General features: G+C 60.1%; 21 protein-coding genes and 1 pseudogene. 9 read left to right on the top strand and 13 right to left on the bottom strand.

Features of this window, described 5'->3' with window-relative positions; all coding sequences use genetic code 11:
* Positions 1 to 46: 46 nt before the first annotated feature.
* The 3 genes from ACP7AP_RS18355 to ACP7AP_RS18345 are packed head-to-tail and all read right to left on the bottom strand — an operon-like array spanning position 47 to position 4016.
* Positions 47 to 2209, bottom strand: coding sequence for an RNA degradosome polyphosphate kinase (locus tag ACP7AP_RS18355; RefSeq protein WP_426036428.1), 2163 nt, complete (start codon positions 2207 to 2209; stop codon positions 47 to 49).
* Positions 2210 to 2253: 44 nt separating this feature from the next.
* Positions 2254 to 2925 (bottom strand): chromosomal replication initiator DnaA, encoded by a 672-nt coding sequence (locus tag ACP7AP_RS18350; RefSeq protein WP_426036426.1) that lies wholly within the window; start codon positions 2923 to 2925, stop codon positions 2254 to 2256.
* Positions 2922 to 4016: an AI-2E family transporter gene (locus ACP7AP_RS18345; protein WP_426036424.1), complete on the bottom strand. Its 1095-nt coding sequence runs from the start codon at positions 4014 to 4016 to the stop codon at positions 2922 to 2924. The genes ACP7AP_RS18350 and ACP7AP_RS18345 overlap by 4 nt, the downstream gene beginning before the upstream one ends.
* Positions 4017 to 4317: 301 nt before the next feature.
* Here ACP7AP_RS18345 and ACP7AP_RS18340 point away from each other — a divergent pair, with 301 nt between their 5' ends.
* The 7 genes from ACP7AP_RS18340 (at position 4318) to ACP7AP_RS18310 (ending at position 9419) form a co-directional block, all read left to right on the top strand.
* Positions 4318 to 4584 (top strand): PepSY domain-containing protein, encoded by a 267-nt coding sequence (locus ACP7AP_RS18340; RefSeq protein WP_426036422.1) that lies wholly within the window; start codon positions 4318 to 4320, stop codon positions 4582 to 4584.
* Positions 4584 to 5255 (top strand): cytochrome b/b6 domain-containing protein, encoded by a 672-nt coding sequence (locus tag ACP7AP_RS18335; protein ID WP_426036420.1) that lies wholly within the window; start codon positions 4584 to 4586, stop codon positions 5253 to 5255. Before ACP7AP_RS18340 ends, ACP7AP_RS18335 begins: the two co-directional genes overlap by 1 nt.
* A gap of 18 nt (positions 5256 to 5273) precedes the next feature.
* The gene (locus tag ACP7AP_RS18330) at positions 5274 to 5798 is read left to right on the top strand and encodes a helix-turn-helix transcriptional regulator (RefSeq protein ID WP_426036418.1); all 525 of its coding nucleotides are present in this window, start codon (positions 5274 to 5276) and stop codon (positions 5796 to 5798) included.
* 227 nt (positions 5799 to 6025) lie between these two features.
* The gene (gene proS, locus ACP7AP_RS18325) at positions 6026 to 7363 is read left to right on the top strand and encodes a proline--tRNA ligase (RefSeq protein ID WP_426036416.1); all 1338 of its coding nucleotides are present in this window, start codon (positions 6026 to 6028) and stop codon (positions 7361 to 7363) included.
* Positions 7364 to 7439: 76 nt separating this feature from the next.
* The gene (locus ACP7AP_RS18320) at positions 7440 to 8429 is read left to right on the top strand and encodes a potassium channel beta subunit family protein (RefSeq protein WP_426036414.1); all 990 of its coding nucleotides are present in this window, start codon (positions 7440 to 7442) and stop codon (positions 8427 to 8429) included.
* A gap of 111 nt (positions 8430 to 8540) precedes the next feature.
* Positions 8541 to 9200, top strand: coding sequence for a ThuA domain-containing protein (locus tag ACP7AP_RS18315; protein ID WP_426036412.1), 660 nt, complete (start codon positions 8541 to 8543; stop codon positions 9198 to 9200).
* Positions 9201 to 9419, top strand: coding sequence for a DUF4287 domain-containing protein (locus ACP7AP_RS18310; RefSeq protein ID WP_426036410.1), 219 nt, complete (start codon positions 9201 to 9203; stop codon positions 9417 to 9419).
* A 316-nt stretch (positions 9420 to 9735) separates the two neighbouring features.
* On the opposite strand, the gene scpA is transcribed toward ACP7AP_RS18310, so the two are convergent.
* The 10 genes from scpA to ACP7AP_RS18260 all read right to left on the bottom strand — a co-directional run bounded on the left by scpA (position 9736) and on the right by ACP7AP_RS18260 (position 19595).
* The gene (scpA, locus tag ACP7AP_RS18305; protein WP_426036408.1) at positions 9736 to 11862 is read right to left on the bottom strand and encodes a methylmalonyl-CoA mutase; all 2127 of its coding nucleotides are present in this window, start codon (positions 11860 to 11862) and stop codon (positions 9736 to 9738) included.
* Positions 11863 to 11907: 45 nt separating this feature from the next.
* Positions 11908 to 13143: a Y-family DNA polymerase gene (locus ACP7AP_RS18300; protein ID WP_426036406.1), complete on the bottom strand. Its 1236-nt coding sequence runs from the start codon at positions 13141 to 13143 to the stop codon at positions 11908 to 11910.
* A gap of 97 nt (positions 13144 to 13240) precedes the next feature.
* On the bottom strand, positions 13241 to 15244 hold the full coding sequence (locus tag ACP7AP_RS18295) for an acetyl-CoA carboxylase biotin carboxylase subunit (RefSeq protein ID WP_426036404.1): 2004 nt from the start codon (positions 15242 to 15244) through the stop codon (positions 13241 to 13243).
* 110 nt (positions 15245 to 15354) lie between these two features.
* The gene (locus tag ACP7AP_RS18290) at positions 15355 to 15564 is read right to left on the bottom strand and encodes a hypothetical protein (protein WP_426036402.1); all 210 of its coding nucleotides are present in this window, start codon (positions 15562 to 15564) and stop codon (positions 15355 to 15357) included.
* A gap of 343 nt (positions 15565 to 15907) precedes the next feature.
* Entirely contained in the window at positions 15908 to 16309 is a 402-nt protein-coding gene (locus ACP7AP_RS18285; protein WP_426036400.1) for a hypothetical protein, read from the bottom strand.
* A gap of 72 nt (positions 16310 to 16381) precedes the next feature.
* Positions 16382 to 16513, bottom strand: coding sequence for a hypothetical protein (locus ACP7AP_RS18280; RefSeq protein ID WP_426036398.1), 132 nt, complete (start codon positions 16511 to 16513; stop codon positions 16382 to 16384).
* 174 nt (positions 16514 to 16687) lie between these two features.
* A complete protein-coding gene (locus tag ACP7AP_RS18275; RefSeq protein ID WP_156317624.1) occupies positions 16688 to 16828 on the bottom strand; it encodes a hypothetical protein in 141 nt (46 codons plus the stop codon).
* A 202-nt stretch (positions 16829 to 17030) separates the two neighbouring features.
* Positions 17031 to 17405, bottom strand: coding sequence for a DUF6497 family protein (locus ACP7AP_RS18270; protein WP_426036395.1), 375 nt, complete (start codon positions 17403 to 17405; stop codon positions 17031 to 17033).
* A 48-nt stretch (positions 17406 to 17453) separates the two neighbouring features.
* Positions 17454 to 18980 (bottom strand): acyl-CoA carboxylase subunit beta, encoded by a 1527-nt coding sequence (locus ACP7AP_RS18265; protein ID WP_426036393.1) that lies wholly within the window; start codon positions 18978 to 18980, stop codon positions 17454 to 17456.
* 123 nt (positions 18981 to 19103) lie between these two features.
* Positions 19104 to 19595 (bottom strand): cell wall hydrolase, encoded by a 492-nt coding sequence (locus ACP7AP_RS18260; protein ID WP_426036391.1) that lies wholly within the window; start codon positions 19593 to 19595, stop codon positions 19104 to 19106.
* Positions 19596 to 19934: 339 nt separating this feature from the next.
* Between ACP7AP_RS18260 and ACP7AP_RS18255 the strand changes: the two genes are divergently transcribed.
* Both ACP7AP_RS18255 and ACP7AP_RS18250 read left to right on the top strand, forming a co-directional pair.
* Positions 19935 to 20288, top strand: coding sequence for a DMT family protein (locus ACP7AP_RS18255; protein WP_426036389.1), 354 nt, complete (start codon positions 19935 to 19937; stop codon positions 20286 to 20288).
* Between the two features lie 95 nt (positions 20289 to 20383).
* A pseudogene (locus tag ACP7AP_RS18250) lies at positions 20384 to 20884 on the top strand (MFS transporter); the annotation flags it as partial.
* Between the last annotated feature and the right edge of the window lie 51 nt (positions 20885 to 20935).

Here is a 20935-nt window from a genome sequence, read left to right as displayed (position 1 = left end):
TTTCCGTTCAGGTCATTCCGCCGCAAAACTTTGTGTCGCAGCGGCTTCAGGCAAGGTTTCGCACATCCTTCGCGCCCGCCGTACCGCGACCGGACAGCGAGGGATTCTCCATAAAGAAACGGTGACAGTTGAAAGCGCTGCCGTCCACAGGCACCTGCCCGCGCTTGTAGGCACCGCCGGGTTGCAACACCCAGGATTGTGTCTCATCGGCGAGATTGGCGGCCATAATCTGCCCGACAATCTGCGCCTGCACGGTAGGATTGTGGATTTCCACCAAAGTTTCCACCCGCCGCGTCAGATTGCGCCCCATCCAATCGGCTGAGGAGATGAACACCCGCGCCTGCTTTGACGGCAGGCCATTACCGTTGCCAAAGCAGATGATCCGGCTGTGCTCCAGGAAGCGCCCGACGATGGATTTCACCCGAATATTCTCGGACAAGCCCTTGATTCCGGGACGAACTCCGCAAATTCCGCGCACCACAAGGCTGATCTTCACCCCGGCTTTCGAGGCTGCATAAAACGCGTCAATCACATCCGGGTCGATCAGTGAATTGACCTTGCCCCAGATTTCCGCAGGACGTCCGGCGCGGGCATGCGTAGCTTCTGCCGCAATCATTTCCAGCAGTCGCGATTTCAGCGTGAAAGGTGAAATTGCAAGGTTTTCAAGCCCTTGCGGCTCTACATAGCCCGACAGATAGTTGAACACCCGCGTCGCATCGCGCCCCAAAGCGGCGTCACAGGTGAAGAAACTGAGGTCGGTATAGACTTTCGCGGTGATCGGATGGTAATTCCCGGTGCCATAATGGGTGTAAGTGACCAGATTTTCACCCTCACGCCGCACCACGGTGCTGATTTTGGCGTGAGTTTTGTAGTTCATAAAGCCGTAAACCACATGCGCCCCGGCGCGCTCTAACCGCCGCGATTGCCGGATATTGGCAGCCTCGTCAAACCGCGCTTTCAACTCAACCAGTGCTGTCACCGACTTGCCCGCCTCGGCCGCTTCGCACAAAGCGGCGACGATCGGGCTGTCCCAAGAGGTGCGATACAATGTCTGTTTGATCGCCAGCACATTCGGGTCGCGCGCCGCCTGTTCCAGATAATTGATCACCAAATCAAAGGTTTCGTAGGGGTGATGCAGCAGAATATCCTTCTGCTTGATCGCCGCAAACAGATCGCCATCGTGGTCCTGCACCCGTTCCGGCACCCTTGGGGTAAACCGTGGCCAAAGCAGATCAGGCCGAGACGACAGCACCAACTCCTTCAGATCGGCGACGCCCAAAAGCCCGCGCACCTCGACCATTTCATCGGGCGTCACACTCAGTTCTTCCATGATCAGCGCGCGCAATTCGGGCGGCGCACCCGACGACAGCTTCAGCCGGATCACCTCTCCCCGCCTGCGGCGCTTCAGCGCGGTTTCAAACTCGCGCACCAGATCTTCGGCCTCGTCCTCGACCTCAAGATCACTATCGCGCAGCACGCGGAACAGGCAATGGCCGCGGTCGGTATAGCCCGGAAACAGCATATCCAGATGGATCAGCAGCAGTTCTTCCAACGGCAAAAACCGATATTCGCCGTCTTTATCGGGCAGCCGGACAAACCGCGCGATCTGCTGCGGGATCGGCAACAGCGCTTGCAAGCTGCGATGATCGGTCTCACGCTCCAACTGCAAGGCCAGTGAAAAGCCGGTGTTTGGGATGAACGGAAACGGATGCGCCGGGTCAATCGCGAGGGGCGACAAAACCGGGAACACCTTGTTCAGGAAATGATCTTCCAGAAATTTCAGATCGCGCCCCGTCAGCTTGGAGCGCGTCAGCAAAGTAATCCCCTGCACATCCATCAGCTTTTTCAGCTTGTTGAACACCGCCTGCTGGGTGTGCATCAACCGCCGCGCATTGGCGTGGATCAGCGTCAACTGTTCGGCCGCCGAGCGGCCATCCTCGGAAGGCGTGAGATTCCGCGCCCGCACTTTGGCGCGCAGACCCGCCACCCGCACGGTGTAAAATTCATCCAGGTTCGTCGCCGAAATCGACAAAAACCGCAGCCGCTCCAGCAACGGCACGGCGGGGTTCGACGCCTCATCCAGCACCCGCCAGTTGAACGCCAACCAGCTGAGTTCACGGTTGAAAAACCGACGCGGGCCGGTGATTTCGGCCTCGGGCACCTCGACAGCGGCGGGGAAGTCGTTCTTCAGAAAATCGGATTGGGTCATCGGGCCTTCATGCTGCTTAAAGGTAACGCATGGGTGACATAGTCTCACCCCGCCTGCGCCAAGTCCAGCACCTCGGCGGCCAAAGCCCGCGTCACCGGGCGGCCCTGCGCCAGCGCGCGGGCGTCGAGAAACTTCACCCATTCGCGCGCGGCGGCGATGGATCGGTCCATCCGCGACACAAGGTAAGAGATCAGGTTCGGCGGCACCACGATTTGACGGTCGGCGAACAGCTTGATCAGCACCGCCGACAGCAACATATCATCCGGTGGGTCCAACTGCGCCACGGGTGCCGCCTGCATCCGGCTGAGCAGATCCGGCAGCCCCAGCCGCCAATCGCGCGGCGGGCTGGCCGCCGTCACCAACAGCCCGCGCCCATCAAGCAGGTTGTGCAAATGGAACAAAGCCACCTCGGCCTGCGCGTCGCCCGCGATCTGGTCGGCATCCTCCACAGCCACCGGACCCTGCGCCAGATCGTGCAGATCACTTTCGACCAGCTTTGCGGCTGAGATCACCTCGGCCCCCGAAAGCGCGGCCCAGATATGCGCCAGATGTGTTTTGCCCGCGCCTTCCGGCCCGACCAGCACCAGCTTGCCGCCCGGCCAATCCTGCCAAGCCTCTACCGCCGCCAGTGCCTGCGCATTGGCAGGCGAGGCATAGAAATCCGCCCGCCGAAATGCCTCAGCACTCGGCAGATCAAAGGCCAGCTGACGGCTCACGCGTCGTCCTCATCGCCCGTCTGCCCAATGGCTTCCAGACCGGTAACCCCTTGATACAAATGGCTCGCCTGATACTGCGCAATCGCAAATCGGATCAGCACGCCCATCGCCGCCGCCACCGGAACCGCCACCAGCATGCCGACAAAGCCGAACAAAGAGCCGAACACCGACAGCGCAAACATCAGCCAGACCGGGTGCAGCCCCACCGATTTGCCCACCAGTTTCGGCGTCAGCACATTGCCCTCAAGAAACTGCCCAATCGCGAACACCCCGGCGACCAGCCCGATGGAAACCCAATCGCCCCAGAACTGGAACAGCGCCAACCCAATCGCCAGGGCCCCGCCGACCAGCGCGCCGATATAGGGAATAAAGGTGATCGCGCCCGCAATCGCCCCCACCACAAGCCCAAACTGCAAGCCCACCAGCATCAGCGCGGTGGCATAATACGCGCCCAAGGTCAGGCACACCGTCAACTGGCCGCGCACAAACGCCGACAGCGCATCATTGATCTCTTGGCCCAAGCGCCGCACCACCGGGGCATGATCGCGCGGCAGCATCGCATCAATCCGCGCCACCATATGATCCCAGTCGAGCAGCATGTAAAACGTCACCACCGGCACCACGACGATGAACACCACCGCCGACAACAGGCTGAGCGCCGAGGTCAACACGCCCTGCGCCAAAGCCGCGCCCTTGGCCTGAATGGCAGCGCCGATTTCCGCCAAAGTGGTGCGCATGGTCGAGGTGCTGTCGGTCAGTTCAGGAAATTTCTCAATCATAAATCCTTGCAAACGCTTGGTAATTTCGGGTGCCGCATTGATCAGCGCGCTGGTCTGCTGGATCAGCGTCGGGATCACCGACAGCACCACCAGCACCATCGCGAGCAACCCCACCAGCGTGATCACCGTGGTCGCCGCCACGCGGGAAAGCCCCCAGCGCTGCAAGCGATCCGCCACCGGATCAAGGAAATACGCCATAGCCCCGCCGACCAGAAACGGCAGCATCACCGAGCCCAGCAAAAACAGCAGCACAAACAGCAAAGCCAAGGCGATGCACCAGTATTTGACCTGTGCGCTGACCGGAAGTGCCATGTGATCGCCCCTTTTCAGTTGGCAGACATATCGCCTTTGGGGGGCTTGGTTGCAAGAGGCTGGCAAAGCCGTCAGGCGCTGCTGCCCTCACTTTGCAGCCACAAACCGCGCCTACCCCGGCAAAATCCGGCAAAATCACCTATAAGCGCGCGCTTATACCCGCAAAACTAAGCCTCTGGCCGATAGAATCCTGCGCCAGAGCCTGACATCTCAAGGCCATGCCCCAGCCGCAACACCGCGACGAAGGGCAGCCGATCTCCGGCACCCAAGGCTCACCCGAGCCGATCAAAAGGACGATCCGATGACCCGCACTCTGCTTCTGACGCTTGCTTTGCTTGCCACGCCGTTCGCCGCCACTGCGATGCCCGCCGTGGGCGATATCGTCGGCACCAATGCTGATGCCGCCAAAGCTGCGCTGGGAAAAGCCGGCTGCCCGGTGAACGCCTTTGAGGCCGAAGATGGCAAGATCGAAGCCATCTGCACCGATGCAGCCACTTCCAAGAAAATGGACATTACCATCGACCCCGCCACCGGCGCGGTTCTGACCATCAAAGCCAGCAACGATTGATGGCACACGCAGCACTGGGGGGCACCCGCCCCCCGGCCCCGCGCCCACCGATCCTGTGGGATCGCATTGTGCGCATCAGCCATTGGGGCATCGTGATCGTCATACTGGCCAATGAGGGCTTCGCCAAAGGCGGCAGCCCCCTACATGTCTGGTTTGGCTGGGGCGGGATGGCTTTGCTGCTGATCCGCATGGCTTGGGGCGTGATCGGCAACCCAGAGGCACGGTTTTCTGCGTTTCCGCCCAAGCCTTTAGCCGCCATCGGACATATAAAACAGCTTTTCGCGGGCAAGCCGCGCAGCTATGCCTCGCACAACCCGGCGGCGGCGATGATGGCCTATGCTTTGTGGGCCTGCATCGCGGTGATGGTGGCGACGGGCCTGACCATGTCCGGCCCCAACCCGTTCGCGGTGGCTGAACGCCAAGCCATTATTGACACGGGCGATTGGTCACAGCTTGTGAAAACCGCCGATGCAGGTGAGGGTGATGAGGCGGAAGGCTCTGGTTGGGTGAAAGACGCGCATGAGATCACCGCCAACCTGATCCTGCTTTTGGTGGCGCTGCATATTGGCGGTGTGATTGTGGAAAGCGTTATAATGCGGCACAATCTGCTTCCGGCAATGCTGGTAGGACGCCGCCAAGCCAAAGCCGCTGCCAAGACTAAAGCGCAGTGATTGGGAAGAAAGCAACCGATGACCTTTCTCAGCGGATTGAAAGACAGCAAGGGCGGCCGCCCCGCCGTGCTTGCACTGGTGGTGCTGTTGCAAACCTCGGCGGCGGTGTTTTTTGTGGCAAATGCTTTGGCGGAATGGGGGGAAGATGGCTTAGGCCCGCAACTTTGGATGCAGAGCTTGGTGACTTTGGCGCTGATCTTGGGGGTGGCCTTGGGCGCATCAGAATTGCGCCGCGCGCTGAACCATCAGCAAGACCAAGACGCCACCATCGCCAAGGCCAGCGGCGAAATGCATCAGGTGGTGCAGCGCCAGTTCGACACATGGCACCTGAGCCGCGCCGAACGCGATGTGGCCTACCTCGCGCTGAAGGGCCTTGATGTGGCTGAAATCGCCGCTGCCCGCCACGCCGCCCCCGGAACCGTGCGCGCCCAGCTTTCCGCAATTTACGGCAAGGCTGGGATCAGCGGCCGCGCGCAATTCGCAGCCCATTTCGTCGAGGATTTGCTGGCTGAGGGCTTGCCGGGTGATCCCCCCTCTCTCTGAATGGGCTTCCGCTCCAACAGCACCTGCTTTGACGTGGCAGGTTGGCAGCCTGCGCAAACCTTACCAAATCCTTAACATCGACCCGCAACGTATTGAAATTAAATACATTCCAAAAGGTCCCAACTCGGGACCACCCATTTGCCCCACCAGTCCGCACCCAAACCCGCCGCTTGCCTGCCCTCCCTCAACCCGCTAGGAAAGCCCAAACCCTATCTCATGAGGCCGCGATGCGCGTTTCCCGTTACTTTATGCCTGTCCTGAAGGAAAACCCCGCCGAGGCGCAGATCGTCTCGCACCGCTACATGCTGCGGGCGGGCATGATCAAACAGCAAGCCGCCGGGATCTATTCATGGCTGCCCTTGGGCCTGCGGGTGCTGAACCGCATCCAGCAGATTGTGAACGAGGAACAGGCGCGCGCGGGCCATATTCCCCTGCTGATGCCCACCTTGCAACCCGCCGATCTGTGGCGCGAATCCGGTCGTTACGACGACTACGGTCAGGAAATGCTGCGCATCAAGGATCGGCAGGATCGCGAGATGCTGTATGGCCCGACGAACGAGGAAATGATTACCGACATCTTCCGCGCCCATGTCAACAGCTACAAAGACCTGCCGCTGACGCTGTATCACATCCAGTGGAAGTTCCGCGACGAGATGCGGCCGCGTTTCGGCGTGATGCGGGGGCGCGAGTTCCTGATGAAAGATGGCTATAACTTTGACGTTGATAAGGCTGCCGCCCTGCACGCCTACAACCGCCACATGGTCAGCTACCTGCGCACCTATGAACGCATGGGCCTGACCGCGATCCCGATGCGGGCGGATTCTGGCCCGATTGGTGGCGAGGATACCCATGAATTCCTCGTGCTGGCAGCAACAGGCGAATCCGAGGTGTTTTTCGATAGCGCCGTCACCGAGTTGCGGCTTGGCACGCGTGAGGTCGATTACGACAACCGCGAGGAAGTCGCCTCGGTCTGCAAAGAATTTACCACGCTTTATGCCCGCACCGACGAGACCCACGATGCGGCCCTGTTCGACGCAATCCCGGAAGATCGCCGCAAAGTCGCGCGGGGCATCGAAGTCGGCCAGATCTTCTACTTCGGCACCAAATATTCCGAGGCAATGGGCGCCACCGTCGTCACCGCTGATGGCAGCAAAGTCCCGGTCGAGATGGGCAGCCACGGCATCGGCGTCTCCCGCCTTCTGGGTGCGATCATCGAGGCCAGCCATGACGACAAAGGCATCATCTGGCCCGAGGGCGTCACGCCCTTCCCGGTCGGTATTGTCAACCTGAAACAAGGCGACGCCGCCGCCGATGCCGCCTGCGAAGGCCTGTACAAAGCCCTCGCCGCCAAGGGTCTGGAAGCGCTTTACGATGACCGCGAAGAACGCGCCGGCGCGAAATTCGCCACGATGGATCTGATCGGCCTGCCGTGGCGCATCACCGTCGGGCCGCGCGGTCTGGCGAATGGCGTGGTCGAGTTGACCTCGCGTCGCACCGGGGTTTCGGAAGAACTGACGCCAGAAGCCGCCGTGGCGCGGATTGCCGAGATTTACGCAGGCGTCTAAGCCTAACAATCCAGCGAAAATATCTTATGTCCTGTGCAGACCGCCTGCACAGGACATTTTTATTTGGAGCATCCGCATGGACTATCGTCGCTTGGGCAAATCCGGCCTGAAGGTATCGGAGTTTTCTTTCGGCTCTTGGGTCACCTTCGGCAAACAGGTTGATGGCAATGACGCCAAATCCTTGATGACCATCGCCTATGACGCGGGCATCAACTTTTTTGATAATGCCGAGGGTTATGAGGCGGGCAACTCTGAGCTTGTGATGGGTCAGGCCCTGCAAAGCCTTGGCTGGACCCGCGACAGCTATATCGTCTCATCGAAAGTGTTCTGGGGCGGCGAGAAACCCTCCCAGCGCGGGCTTTCTGCCAAGCATGTGACCGAGGCTTGCCATGCCGCGCTGCGCCGTCTGCAAGTCGATTACCTTGATCTCTATTTCTGCCACCGCCCTGACATTGACACCCCGATTGAGGAAACCGTGCGGGCGATGCACAATCTGATCACTCAAGGCAAAGTGCTGTATTGGGGCACCTCGGAATGGTCCGCCCAGCAGATCACCGAAGCCCACGCGGTGGCCCGCGCCGCAGGCCTGACGCCGCCCACGATGGAGCAACCGCAATATAACCTGTTCGAGCGCCAGAAGGTCGAGGCCGATTATGCGCCAATCTATGACACCTACGGCCTTGGCACCACGATCTGGTCGCCGCTGGCCTCGGGCATCCTGACCGGCAAATACAACGCCGCGATCCCGGATGACAGCCGAATGACCCTGCCCGGCTACGAATGGCTGCGCGATATGCTGGCCTCGGACGTGGGGCAGGACAAACTGGCGAAATCCCGCAGCTTGGCCGATCTGGCCAAGCGCGCAGGCCTGCCCTTGGCACATCTGGCGCTACTGTGGTGCCTGAACAATCCGCGGGTCTCAACTGTGATCCTGGGGGCATCGCGCGCCAGCCAACTCAGCGATAACCTTGCCGCGCTGAAGTCTAAGGCAAAGCTGACGCCGGAAGTTTTGGCCGAGATTGAGACAATCATGGGCAATAAACCAGCGGCAGCGCAACGGTTCTAGGTTGACGATCCTGCCAACAGCGGAAACTCTGCGGTGAAGTCGGGGGGCTGGCGGCCCCCCACGGATTTGTAGGCAAATCCCCCCCACGATACTTGAGCACAGAGGATGACCATGACCAAAGCGCTGATCACATGGGGCGGCTGGGACGGCCACCAGCCGGATAAAGTCGCCGCCTTCTTTGCCGAGGAACTGCGCGGCGCGGGGATGCAGGTGGAGGTGACGGAAAGCCTTGGCTGTTTCGATGATCTGGGGGCTTTAACTGACCTGAGCCTGATCGTTCCGGTCTGGACCATGAGCAGCATTGAGCCGCACCAGTCTGAAAACGTCGCCGCAGCTGTGGCCTCGGGCGTGGGTCTAGCAGGCTGCCATGGCGGGATGTGCGACGCCTTCCGCTCGGATGTGCTCTGGCAGTTTATGACCGGGGCACAATGGGTGGCGCATCCGGGCAATGATGGGGTGAATTACCGGGTGCGAATGGTATCCGATGATCCTCTGGTGGCCGGGATCGCTGATTTTGATGTGGCGACCGAGCAGTATTACCTGCACATCGACCCTGCCGTGCGCGTCCATGCCGTCTGCGATTTCCCGGTGGTCGATGGCCCGCACTCACCCAACGGCCCGGTGGCGTTGCCGGTGGTGTTTTCCAAACTCTGGGGCCAAGGCCGGGTCTATTACAACGCCTTGGGCCATCAGGCCGATGTGATCAACCACGGCCCCGCCCGCGAACTGATGCGGCGCGGGCTGTTGTGGGCAGCCCAACAGGAGATGTGAATGTCGTTCCAAGCCTATCTGGACAATATCCAAGCCAAAACCGGTAAATCTCCGGCGGATTTCAAAGCCCTCGCACAAGCCAAAGGCTTTGCCACCACCGATGGCATCGCTGCTGGCGTCAAAGCTACCCAGATCAACGACTGGCTGAAAACCGAGTTTGATCTGGGCCACGGCCACGCGATGGCAATCTTCGCGCTGTTGAAGGGCAAGACCAACTGACGAACCTTCAATGGGGTTTTCTAAGCGGTTTTGCCGCCGTGGTTTTTAACGCCTAAACAATTTTGGGCACCGCTCGGTATCGCATCGCGATGCGTGTTTGGGCCGTGGTCAGGGCATCGGGCTTCGTGGGGTTCTTAGCGGGCCCGCCGGTAGATCAATTCGCTGGCGCAATAGTGATGATCGCGCTGATCCTGGGCGGCGCAAATCCCTGGCTCAGCCACTAAGGCGATTTGCGCAATGCAAGGGCAAGACGGAGTAAGCACCCTGCCTTACCATTCACATTGATCCAAATATCCCCGTGCGGCGCGCATCCGCCTTAGCTGCGCGCCGACCGGATCAGGTTCAGAATATCCTTCGCCGCCTCGGGAATATTCGTCCCCGGCCCGAAGATCGCTTTCACGCCTGCATCGTAGAGAAACTGATAATCCTGCTGCGGAATAACCCCGCCGCAGATCACCAGAATCTCGCCCGCGCCCGCATCGCGCAAAGCCTGCACCAGCTTCGGCGCGAGGGTTTTATGCCCAGCGGCCTGCGACGAGATTCCGACCACATGCACATCGTTGTCGATGGCATCTTGGGCGGCCTCGGCAGGGGTCTGGAACAACGGCCCGACATCAACGTCAAAACCGATATCGGCGAAGGCGGTGGCGATCACCTTGGCACCGCGATCATGGCCATCTTGGCCCATCTTCACCACCAACATCCGGGGACGGCGGCCTTCTTCTTCGGCAAACGCCTCGACATCGGCCTGAATAGCGGCAAAGCCCGCGTCACCCGCATAGGCTGCACCATAAACCCCGGCGAGGGTTTTGACCTCGGCGCGGTGCCGCCCGAACACCTTCTCCATCGCCATGCTGATTTCCCCCACCGTTGCCCGCGCCCGAGCTGCCTCAACCGCTGCCGCCAGCAGATTGCCGTCATGGCCCGCGATCCGGGTCAATTCGTCCAGCGCCGCCTGTGCGCGTGCCTCATCCCGCGCCGCCCGCGTCGCACGTAGGCGTTCGATCTGGCTTAGCCGCACCGCGACGTTATCAATATCGAGAATGTCGATCGCATCCTGCTGGGCGAGCCGGTATTTGTTCACCCCGACCACAACCTCATCGCCACGATCAATCGCCGCTTGTCGTTTCGCCGCCGATTCCTCAATCCGCAGCTTCGGCATGCCCGAGGCCACCGCCTTGGTCATTCCCCCCATCGCCTCAACTTCCTCGATCAGCTTCCACGCCTCCTCAGCCAAGGAATGTGTCAGGCTTTCGACGTAATACGACCCCGCCAGCGGATCGACGACATGGCAAATCCCAGTTTCCTCCTGCAAGATCAACTGGGTGTTGCGCGCGATGCGGGCTGAAAACTCCGTAGGCAGTGCGATGGCTTCATCCAAAGCATTGGTGTGCAGCGATTGCGTGCCGCCCAAAACCGCCGACATAGCCTCATAGGCGGTGCGGATCACGTTGTTATAGGGATCGGCCTCTTGCAGGGACACGCCAGAAGTCTGGCAATGCGTCCGCAGCATCGACGAGCCCAGCTTTTTAGGCTGAAACTCCGCCATGATCCGGTGCCACAACAACCGTGCCGCGCGCAGCTTCGCGGCCTCCATGAAGAAATTCATCCCGATGGCGAAGAAGAAGCTCAGACGCCCGGCGAAATCATCGACATTCATGCCGCGCGCCAGTGCCGCCCGGACATATTCGCGGCCATCGGCCAGAGTATAGGCCAATTCCTGCACCAAATTCGCCCCGGCTTCCTGCATGTGATAGCCGGAGATTGAGATCGAATTGAACTTCGGCATATGGGCGCAGGTGTATTCAATAATATCCGCAATGATCCGCATCGAGGGTTCCGGCGGATAGACGTAGGTGTTGCGCACCATGAATTCCTTCAGAATATCGTTTTGAATGGTGCCCGACAGCAGCGAACGATCCACGCCCTGCTCCTCGCCCGCCACAATGAAACTCGCCAAAATCGGGATCACAGCACCATTCATCGTCATCGACACGCTGACTTTATCGAGCGGGATGCCGTCGAACAGGATTTTCATATCCTCTACGCTATCAATTGCCACCCCGGCCTTGCCGACATCGCCCTCAACGCGCGGATGATCGGAATCGTAGCCGCGATGCGTCGCCAGATCGAAGGCCACCGAGACCCCCTGCTGCCCCGCCGCCAAATTTTTCCGGTAAAACGCGTTGCTGGCTTCAGCCGTCGAGAACCCAGCATATTGCCGGATGGTCCAGGGCCGCCCGGCATACATCGTCGCCTTGACGCCACGTGTAAACGGCGCAAAGCCGGGCATTTCGCCGATTTGCGGCAGGCCTTCGACATCGGCGGCGGTATACAAAGGCTTCACCGCGATGCCTTCCAGCGTATCCCACACGAGGCTTTCCGGGTCGCCGCCCTTCATTTCCGTCGCGGCCAAAGCCGTCCATGCGTTCAGATCAGTCATGCTCTGCTCCCTTGCAGCCAACGCGGGCCAGCGCGGGCAATGCGGTTATTCGAGAAAATCCTCGGCCACCGGAATGCGGCCAAAGGCGATTTTCGCGCCGGTATAGGCGACATACTGCGGCGGCAATTCGCCAAAGCACACGGTGTTTTGGCCATAGCGCAGATTCAAGCGGTCGATGGCCCGGCACAGCCCCACGGGGATTTCTTCCTGAGACGCGGGCAGATCGAACAAATCGCCCGTCTCTTGCCCCGACGGCAGCAGTCCGCCGAGCATCACATTCACCGACCTGATCCGCCCGCGCGGCAGCTTTGCCCAATAGCGATCCAAGGTTTCCAGCAGGAAAAACGTATCCTGCGTAGCGCGGATTTGCCCATCGGTGCTGGGGCTCCCGCCATCGCGCAGTCTTAGAGACAGATGCAGACTGCGCGCCAAAAAACCCTCGCGCCGCAGACGCGCCGCCGCTTTCACCAGCAACCGCCGCGCCACCAGCCGCGCCCCCTCGGGCGTGGCATTGCCGCCGGACAATACCTGACCATGCCCGATCATGCCGCGCTGAGTTTCCGGCCAGACCACCACCTCGCCACGGAGTTCGCGTAAGAACCGCTCGCCGGTGACCGAACCCCAAATAGCCCGCGCCCGTTTTGGGTCCAGCGCATACAATGCCCGCACGTCCGGCACGCCCGCCGCAATCAGCCGATCCCGCATCCGCGAGGAAATCCCCGGCAGATCGTCCAACGCCATGTCCGCGATGCGGTCCGGCAGAATTTCCGGCAACAGCCAATGCAAGCCGCCGGGTTTCTCCAGCCCTGCCGCCAGTTTTGCCAGCAGCCGTGTGGGTGCCAACCCCACCGAGCAGCGCAACGCCGGGCTCACCTGCGCCAGCACCGCGGCCTGTAAAGCCCGCCCCAATTCCATTGCGCGCGGTAATTCCTGCTGCGATCCGGTCAGCAGACAGGAACATTCGTCGATTGAGAACACCCGATGCACTGGCACAACCGTGTCCACTGCGCGCAGGATTGCATGATGATAGCGCACGCAGATGTCGTGCTTCACCGGGCGAAACACGATGCCGGGACAAAGCTGGCGCGCCTCGTCCTGCCGCGTCCCCATGCCCACGCCGCAGCGTTTCGCCTCGATACTGGCAGCAATACAAGCGGTGTTCGGACCCTCGCCCGTCAACACCCCCACCGGCCTGCCCATCAAGGCAGGCTCCTCGGCTTGGGCGACTGAGGCGTAAAAGCTGTTCATGTCGAAGAACAGGGTGGAGACGCGCTGGCTCATAGTGACTCGAGTCGGAGCTGGAGGAACAAGTGGTCACACTAGAACAAATTGGGAACATTTGTCGAGTCTCGCCCTGCCCTGATCCGACCCTGCCCACCTATTCAAACTCCATGATGACTTCATCGACCTTCAGGCTGCTGCCCGCCACTGCCTTCACCGCTTTGACCACGCCCTTTCGCTCGGCTTTCAGGATATTTTCCATCTTCATCGCCTCAACCGTCGCCAAAGCCTGCCCCTCTTGCACCTCATCACCAGCCGCGACCATGATCTTGGCGATCAAGCCTGGCATCGGGCAGAGCAGGAATTTAGAGGTATCGGGTGGCAGCTTTTCGATCATCAGTTTCGCCAGTTCCGCCTGCCGTGGCGTGCGGACATGCGCCTTTAGATCAGCGCCGCGTAAGCGCAGCCGGAAGCCGCCGCTGATCTTGCCGACCTTCATCACCAAAGCCGCGCCATCGACCATGATGCTGGCCAAAGCCTGCCCCGGCACCCAATCCGAACTTACCCGCAGGCTGCGGCCATCTTGCAGCGTCACCGTCGATCCCGCCGGGTCCGCCGCGATTTTCACCACATGTTCAACGCCTTGAAGCGTCACCACCCAGTCATCGCCGACCCTGCGCTCGTGGTTGTCCATCGTGCCGGAAATCCGCGTGCGCCGAATCTCCGCCACCCGGTTCATCGCAGCGGCAGAGGCGGCAACCCGTGCGAGGGTATCCGCATCCAAGGTCGCACCTTGGAAGCCTTCCGGGTATTCCTCGGCAATGAACGCCGTGGTGATATTGCCGGATTGAAAGCGCGGATGCGCCATCACAGCCCCGACGAAGGGCAGGTTGTGGCCGATGCCCTCGACCTCAAACGTATCTAGGGCCTGCTGCATTTCCTCAATCGCCGCCGCACGGCTCGGCCCCCAGGTGCACAGCTTGGCGATCATCGGGTCGTAGAACATCGAAATCTCGCCGCCCTCAAACACCCCGGTATCGTTGCGCACGATGCCACCCGCCGCCGTCGGGCCTTCCACTGGCGGGCGATAACGGGTCAGACGACCGATTGAAGGCAGGAAGTTGCGATAAGGGTCTTCGGCATAAAGCCGGCTTTCCATCGCCCAGCCGTTGATCTTCAGATCTTCCTGCTTGAAGGGCAGCTTTTCGCCATAAGCCACCCGGATCATCTGTTCGACCAGATCGACCCCAGTGATCAACTCGGTCACCGGATGTTCCACCTGCAACCTTGTGTTCATCTCCAGGAAGTAGAAGTTCCGCGCGCCATCGACGATGAATTCCACCGTGCCTGCGCTGGTATAGCCCACCGCGCGGGCCAAGGCGCAGGCCTGCTCGCCCATCGCCTTGCGCGTCGCCTCATCCAAGAATGGCGAGGGCGCTTCCTCGATCACCTTCTGATTGCGGCGCTGGATCGAACATTCGCGCTCATGCAGATAAACGATATTGCCGTGCTTATCGCCCAACACTTGAATTTCGATATGGCGCGGCTGGGTGACGAATTTCTCAATGAAAATCCGGTCATCGCCAAAACTCGCCGCCGCTTCGTTCTTCGATGATTGAAAGCCCTCGCGCGCCTCGGCATCGTCCCAAGCGATCCGCATGCCCTTGCCGCCACCGCCCGCCGAGGCCTTGATCATCACCGGATAACCAATCTGCCCCGCAATTTTCACCGCATGTTCGGCATCATCAATCAGCCCCATATGCCCCGGCACGGTGGAAACTCCCGCCGCCATCGCGAGCTTCTTCGAGGTGATCTTATCGCCCATCGCCTCAATCGCAGGGCTCGGCGGCCCAATGAACACCACCCCCGCCGCCTCCAACGCCGCCGCGAAGTTCATGTTTTCACTGAGGAACCCATAGCCCGGATGCACCGCTTCAGCGCCAGACGCCTTCACCGCCGCCATGATCTTTTCAATGACGATGTAAGACTGCGCCGCAGGCGAGGCGCCGATATGGATCGCCTCATCCGCCATCTTCACATGCAACGCGCCCCGGTCGGCATCGGAATACACCGCCACCGTCTTGATCCCCATCTTGCGGGCGGTCTTGATCACCCGACAGGCGATCTCGCCCCGATTGGCGATCAGGATTTTCTTAAACATAGCTCTCTCCCCAAGTATTAGTCTGTCCGGGCCGGGACAAAACAAAACGGCCAGCCGGGGGAACACCCCGACTGGCCGTCATAGCATTAGCCGCGTAAGCGGCGATCAGATCAGTAGCAGGGCGGCAGGCCGATGTTGACGCCGCAAGTCGCAGCTCCTGCAAGCCCGCCGATGACGGCGCCAGTAACAGCGTTGTTGCCGGTAAGGTCAGCGATAGCCGCACCCCCCGCAGCGCCAGCCAGACCGCGCGACGCAGGGTCCTGCAAGCAGCCGGCCAGCGGCATGGTGAGAATGACGATAAGAAGGAGAGATTTCCGCATTTTGAACTGCCTCTTTTGTTTGTTGTTCTGCGCATAGATTCTACTGTTTCCAGCAGCGATGCAAACTGAAAAAAGCTTGCCCGCACGCAACTGGCAACAAGCCGCCAAAGCGGTGCCGCGCCAGCAACAAAACCTGTAACAAAAAAAGGCCTGACCCCGTCGGAGTCAGGCCAGAGGGTAGGGAAAGGGTAACAGTCTTGCCCAAGGCATTGCGGTGCAAGCAACGCCCCAGGCACACAGCGATCATCGCGCAAGCCAGCACTTGGCGCAAAGCCTGTTTCGCCCTGCCAGAAGGCTTGCGCGAATTGCTGCCAAGATGCCAAAGGCTTGCGCGGATTCATGCCTAATCCTGATCCTCGTCGTCGTCCCAATCGCCAAAGTCCATCGGCTCGGCATCGGCGGCGAAAATCTCGGGGAACGAGACTTGGGCGACTTTCAGGTTGATCTTGAGCAGCGCATCGTAAGACGCAGGATCAAACGGATCTTCGGCGGCCACCACCTCGCGGCCAAACAGCCACGACAAGCGGCCCGCATCGAGATTGCCGCGCTCGAAAACGTCTTCGCCGAACTGTGCCCACAGGGCCGCCATAAAGCCCTTGTCGGCCATCCGGTCAGCGTTTTTGCGATCTGCGAAACGTTCGCGTTTGATGATCTTGGCAGCGCCCGCCTTCATATTGGCGCGGCGGATCACAAACTGAAAATCAGTGCCGGTCAGGCGGCCGGGAAAACCGCGATGCTTCAGCATGATGCCACCCCTTGTGCTGACTTGCAGACAAAAGTGGCGGCGAGAGCGGGGCCGAAGCCCCGCCCCGAGAGATTACTTGTATTTGCCGGTCTCGGTCGGCTCGACAGTGATTTCGGCTGGCATCGGCTCGATAGGTGGCTCTTTCTTGGCGCAGGCGGCGAAAGCGGCAAGCGCGATGAAAGCGAGGATGGTTGCAGAACGCATGATATACTCCAGATTGCATCATTGACGACGCTGGCACCATAGGTGCTGGTCTGATCAAGTGCAAAGCGGTTCAGAAGCGTTAGGACAGTTGTTGCCGATGGGCTGTAAGTCTTTGCAGCAGATAGAAAAAGGGCGGGCTTGGACCTAAGGCCCACAAGCGCCCGCCCCTTAGTCTTACTTGTATTTGCCGGTGTAGGTCGGCTCGGTGGTGACAGCCGGTTGGTCCACGTAAACCACGTCTTCGGCTTTCTTGGCGCAACCTGCCACGAAAGCGACCAGGCACAGTGCCAGTACGGTAAACTTAGTGCTCGACATCCTCGACTCCATTTTTGTACGGGAGGCGTGCTTTGTGCCGCCTCCTTCTGCGAAGGAAAGACCGCTTGGGTTCGGTCTACATGAACACTAGCCGATAAACTGCGGAATTGACACGCAAATTGGTCAAATGCCATCAGCTGTGGCAAGGCTACATCAGCCATCGGTTGCAAAGCAGCCGTGGCCGCTAGATTTTGTGCTTTCATCAAAAAGCCTCCCATATACAGGCGTCGCCGTTGATGCGATACGCCTCAAAGAATTGAGTGGCCTCAGGCGCAGCTTCGCCAAACGGCACGTCGCGGTCGGCAAGCGAGATCACGATCTGGCTGGGTTTCGGCCCGGTTGACGCGATGCGTGGCAACGCAAAACTCTTGCACAGATGTTCCATATCCGCCGCCGCAACTTCGAAATCCACCGATCCGGTTTGTTTCGCAATCGCGGGTGCTACAAAGCGAAACCGCGCGGTCAAGCCATCCGGCCCCGGCGCGTTCATCACCACATCGACGAAGCGCACCCATTGCCCAGAGGGCACCGGCACCACAACCGCCTCTGCACTGTCCGTTGTATTCGGATCGGTCATAACCGCCCCGCTTTTCCGCTGCCCGCACGCATTGCTGTTCTCCTTAGGTCACAGCGGAATGTTATCGTGCTTTTTCCACGGGTTCGCCAGCTTCTTACCGCGCAAGCTTGCAAATGCCCGCGCGATGCGGCGGCGGGTCGAATGTGGCATGATGACTTCGTCGATAAAACCCTTTTCCGCCGCCACAAACGGGTTGGCGAAACGGTCTTCATATTCTTTCGTCAGCCGCGCAATCTCCTCCGGTGATTTGCCGCGATGGATGATCTCGGTCGCCCCCTTCGCGCCCATCACTGCAATCTCGGCGGTCGGCCAAGCATAGTTGAAATCACCGCGCAAATGCTTTGACGACATCACGTCATAAGCCCCGCCGTACGCCTTGCGGGTGATCACCGTCACTTTCGGAACCGTGGCTTCGCCGTAAGCAAACAACAGTTTGGCACCATGCTTGATCACGCCGCCCAACTCTTGCGCCACCCCCGGCAAGAACCCCGGCACATCGACCAGAGTCAGGATCGGAATCTCAAACGCATCGCAGAACCGCACGAACCGCGCCGCCTTGCGCGAGCTGTCAATATCCAGACACCCCGCCAAAACCATCGGCTGATTGGCGACGACGCCCACCGATTGCCCCTCAATCCGCACAAAGCCGGTGATGATATTGGCAGCAAAATCGCGTTGGATTTCAAAGAAATCGCCCTCATCGGCCAGCTTCTCGATCAGTTCTTTCATATCATAGGGCTGGTTCGGATTTTCCGGGATCAGCGTATCAAGGCTCGCCTCCAGTCGCGCCGGATCATCGAAAAACGGCCTGACCGGAGCTTTCTGCCGGTTGTTCAGCGGCAGAAAATCCACCAAGCGGCGCACTTCGGCCAAAGCCTCGACATCATTCTCAAACGCGCCATCGGCGACGGATGATTTCTTGGTATGGGTTGACGCCCCGCCGAGTTCCTCTGCCGTGACCACCTCATTGGTCACGGTTTTCACCACATCCGGCCCGGTGACGAACATGTAGGACGAATCCCGCACCATGAAGATAAAGTCGGTCATCGCGGGCGAATACACCGCCCCGCCCGCACAAGGCCCCATGATCACCGAGATTTGCGGCACCACTCCGCTCGCCATCACATTGCGCTGAAACACCTCAGCATAGCCCGCGAGCGAGGCCACGCCCTCCTGGATCCGCGCCCCGCCAGAATCGTTCAGCCCAATCACCGGCGCGCCATTCTGCATCGCCATATCCATGATCTTGCAAATCTTCTGCGCATGGGTTTCCGACAAAGACCCGCCAAACACCGTAAAGTCCTGCGAAAACACATAGACCATCCGCCCGTTCACCGTGCCCCAGCCGGTAACGACGCCATCCCCCGCCGGACGGTCCGCCTCCATGCCAAAGTCAGTGCAACGATGTGCCACGAACATATCAAATTCTTCAAACGAGCCTTCGTCCAGCAACAGCTCGATCCGCTCGCGCGCGGTCAATTTGCCCTTGGCGTGCTGTGCGTCGATCCGGCGTTGCCCGCCGCCCAAACGCGCCACGCGGCGGCGGTCTTCCAACTGTTGCAGGATATCTTTCATGGCCGGGCTCCCCCTCAAATCGCCACCAGCATAGCGCCCTAGAATACGCCGGCAAAGCGCAATATCGTAAATATGCAAACTCTGCGGATGATTAAAAATGCAAATTGCAAACCTGCAAATTCATCACTTTCCGGTAATGCCCTCAATCGGCGGCAATGGCAGTGGCTGGGTGACCAAAGCCGGGTCGACCCGTTCGTAAAACGCATTGCCCCCGGTGGTCAGCACATACTGCATGTTGTTGTAGCCAGCGTGATAGGTTGCCGTATGGAAAAACTGCGCGCGGCCGACCAGCGGATGCCGCTCGCCCTGCAACACCGACTGCGCCGCGTCGCGCAACTGCGGGGCCGTGCGAGTGTTCATCCGCTTGCTCATCACCCCCGGCGCGAATTGCTTGCGCTGCGCCACCACGCCACAGACATTGCGCGGATACTGCCCCGACTCGACGCGGTTCATAACAACGCTGCCCACCGCCACCATGCCATCCCGGCTAGAGCGGTTGGATTCGAAATACATCGCCCGCTCCATACATTCGAGTTCGCTGTGCCCGCAGCTTGCCAGCACCGCCAGCACGAAACCGGCACCGCAAAGGTGCCGCGCAGTTCGGATGAGGGTCATTGTGCCAGTCCTGCTCGTTTTTGTTTTTTGCAATACTAGCGCAAAACGCGTCGGAATGCAGCGATTTCCTTGCATCCTCCCCCAGCCCAGCGGCAGTTTGCGCAAGTGCAGGCACTTTTTCGCCGCCGGATTACTTTCTCAAAGCCTCTCTGTCTTGGCTCCGAACACCCGCACACCAGTGGTAGGGTCAAAGCGGATCGGTTCAGGCATCCAGTCCGCACCCGGCACCTTCAGAAACGGCTGCGGCAACCCGCTGCTTCAAATGCCGTCACTGATGGCAAACGTGGTTTTTGTTCTATATACGTCCCCGATTACCAGAATTTGCATCCGAGAACCGCCATGCCCACGCTGCCTGTCCCGCTCGTCACCATCGGCCTGTTGTCGCTGTCGAACGTCTTCATGACCTTCGCTTGGTATGGTCCCCTCAAACACAAATCTACCGCCCTGATCACGGTGATCTTCATCTCTTGGGGCATCGCGTTTTTCGAGTATTGCCTGATGGTCCCCGCCAACCGCATCGGCTCCAGCATCTACAACGGAGCCCAGCTCAAGACGATCCAAGAGGTCATCACACTCGCCGTTTTCGCGGTATTTTCGGTGTTCTACCTGAAAGAGCCGCTGACTTGGAGCCACGCCCTCGGCTTCGCCTTCATCGCCCTCGGCGCCTTCTTCATCTTCCATAAATGGACCTGACCGCCCCCAAAGCCGCCGCTTAGCCCATCCTATCTGCTCAAATATCCCCGCCGGAGGCTTCGCCGATAAAGCCGCCGCCGCATCAAGGCCCACACATGCCCCACCCCAAGGCAATCTTCCTCAACCGCCACACCCCGCCGAAAATCCTCACCCTGACCCTGCTCGCGGGCCTCTCGGCGCTGACGATGAACATCTTCCTGCCGTCCTTGCCCGGCATGGCCGCCTATTTCGACGCCCCCTACGCGCTGATGCAACTCTCCGTCGCACTCTATCTCGCGCTCTCGGCGGTGCTGCAAATCCTGATCGGCCCGATCTCTGACCGCTACGGCCGCCGCAAAGTCATCCTCGCCGCCCTGATCCTGTTCCTGATCGCCACCATCGGCACCCTCACTGCGGCCAGTGCCACCAGCTTTCTGATCTTCCGCATGGCGCAAGCGGTGATCGCCGCGGGCATGGTGCTGTCCCGCGCCGTCGTGCGCGACATGGTCTCCGATTCTGAGGCGGCCTCGATGATCGGCTATGTCACCATGGACCTGTCCCGGTTTCGTTCCGGTCAGGTGCTCATGTTAGGCGGCCTTCTGTTCGAAAGCCACGGGGGATTTCCAGCCAATTGCTGAGTGTCTGCGTCGGGGATTATAGAAGCCGTT

The sequence above is a fragment of the Cypionkella sp. TWP1-2-1b2 genome (assembly GCF_049896245.1).
Taxonomy (GTDB): domain Bacteria; phylum Pseudomonadota; class Alphaproteobacteria; order Rhodobacterales; family Rhodobacteraceae; genus Cypionkella.
Note: the sequence above shows the minus strand (reverse complement) of the source record. Positions and strands in the feature narration are given on the sequence as shown.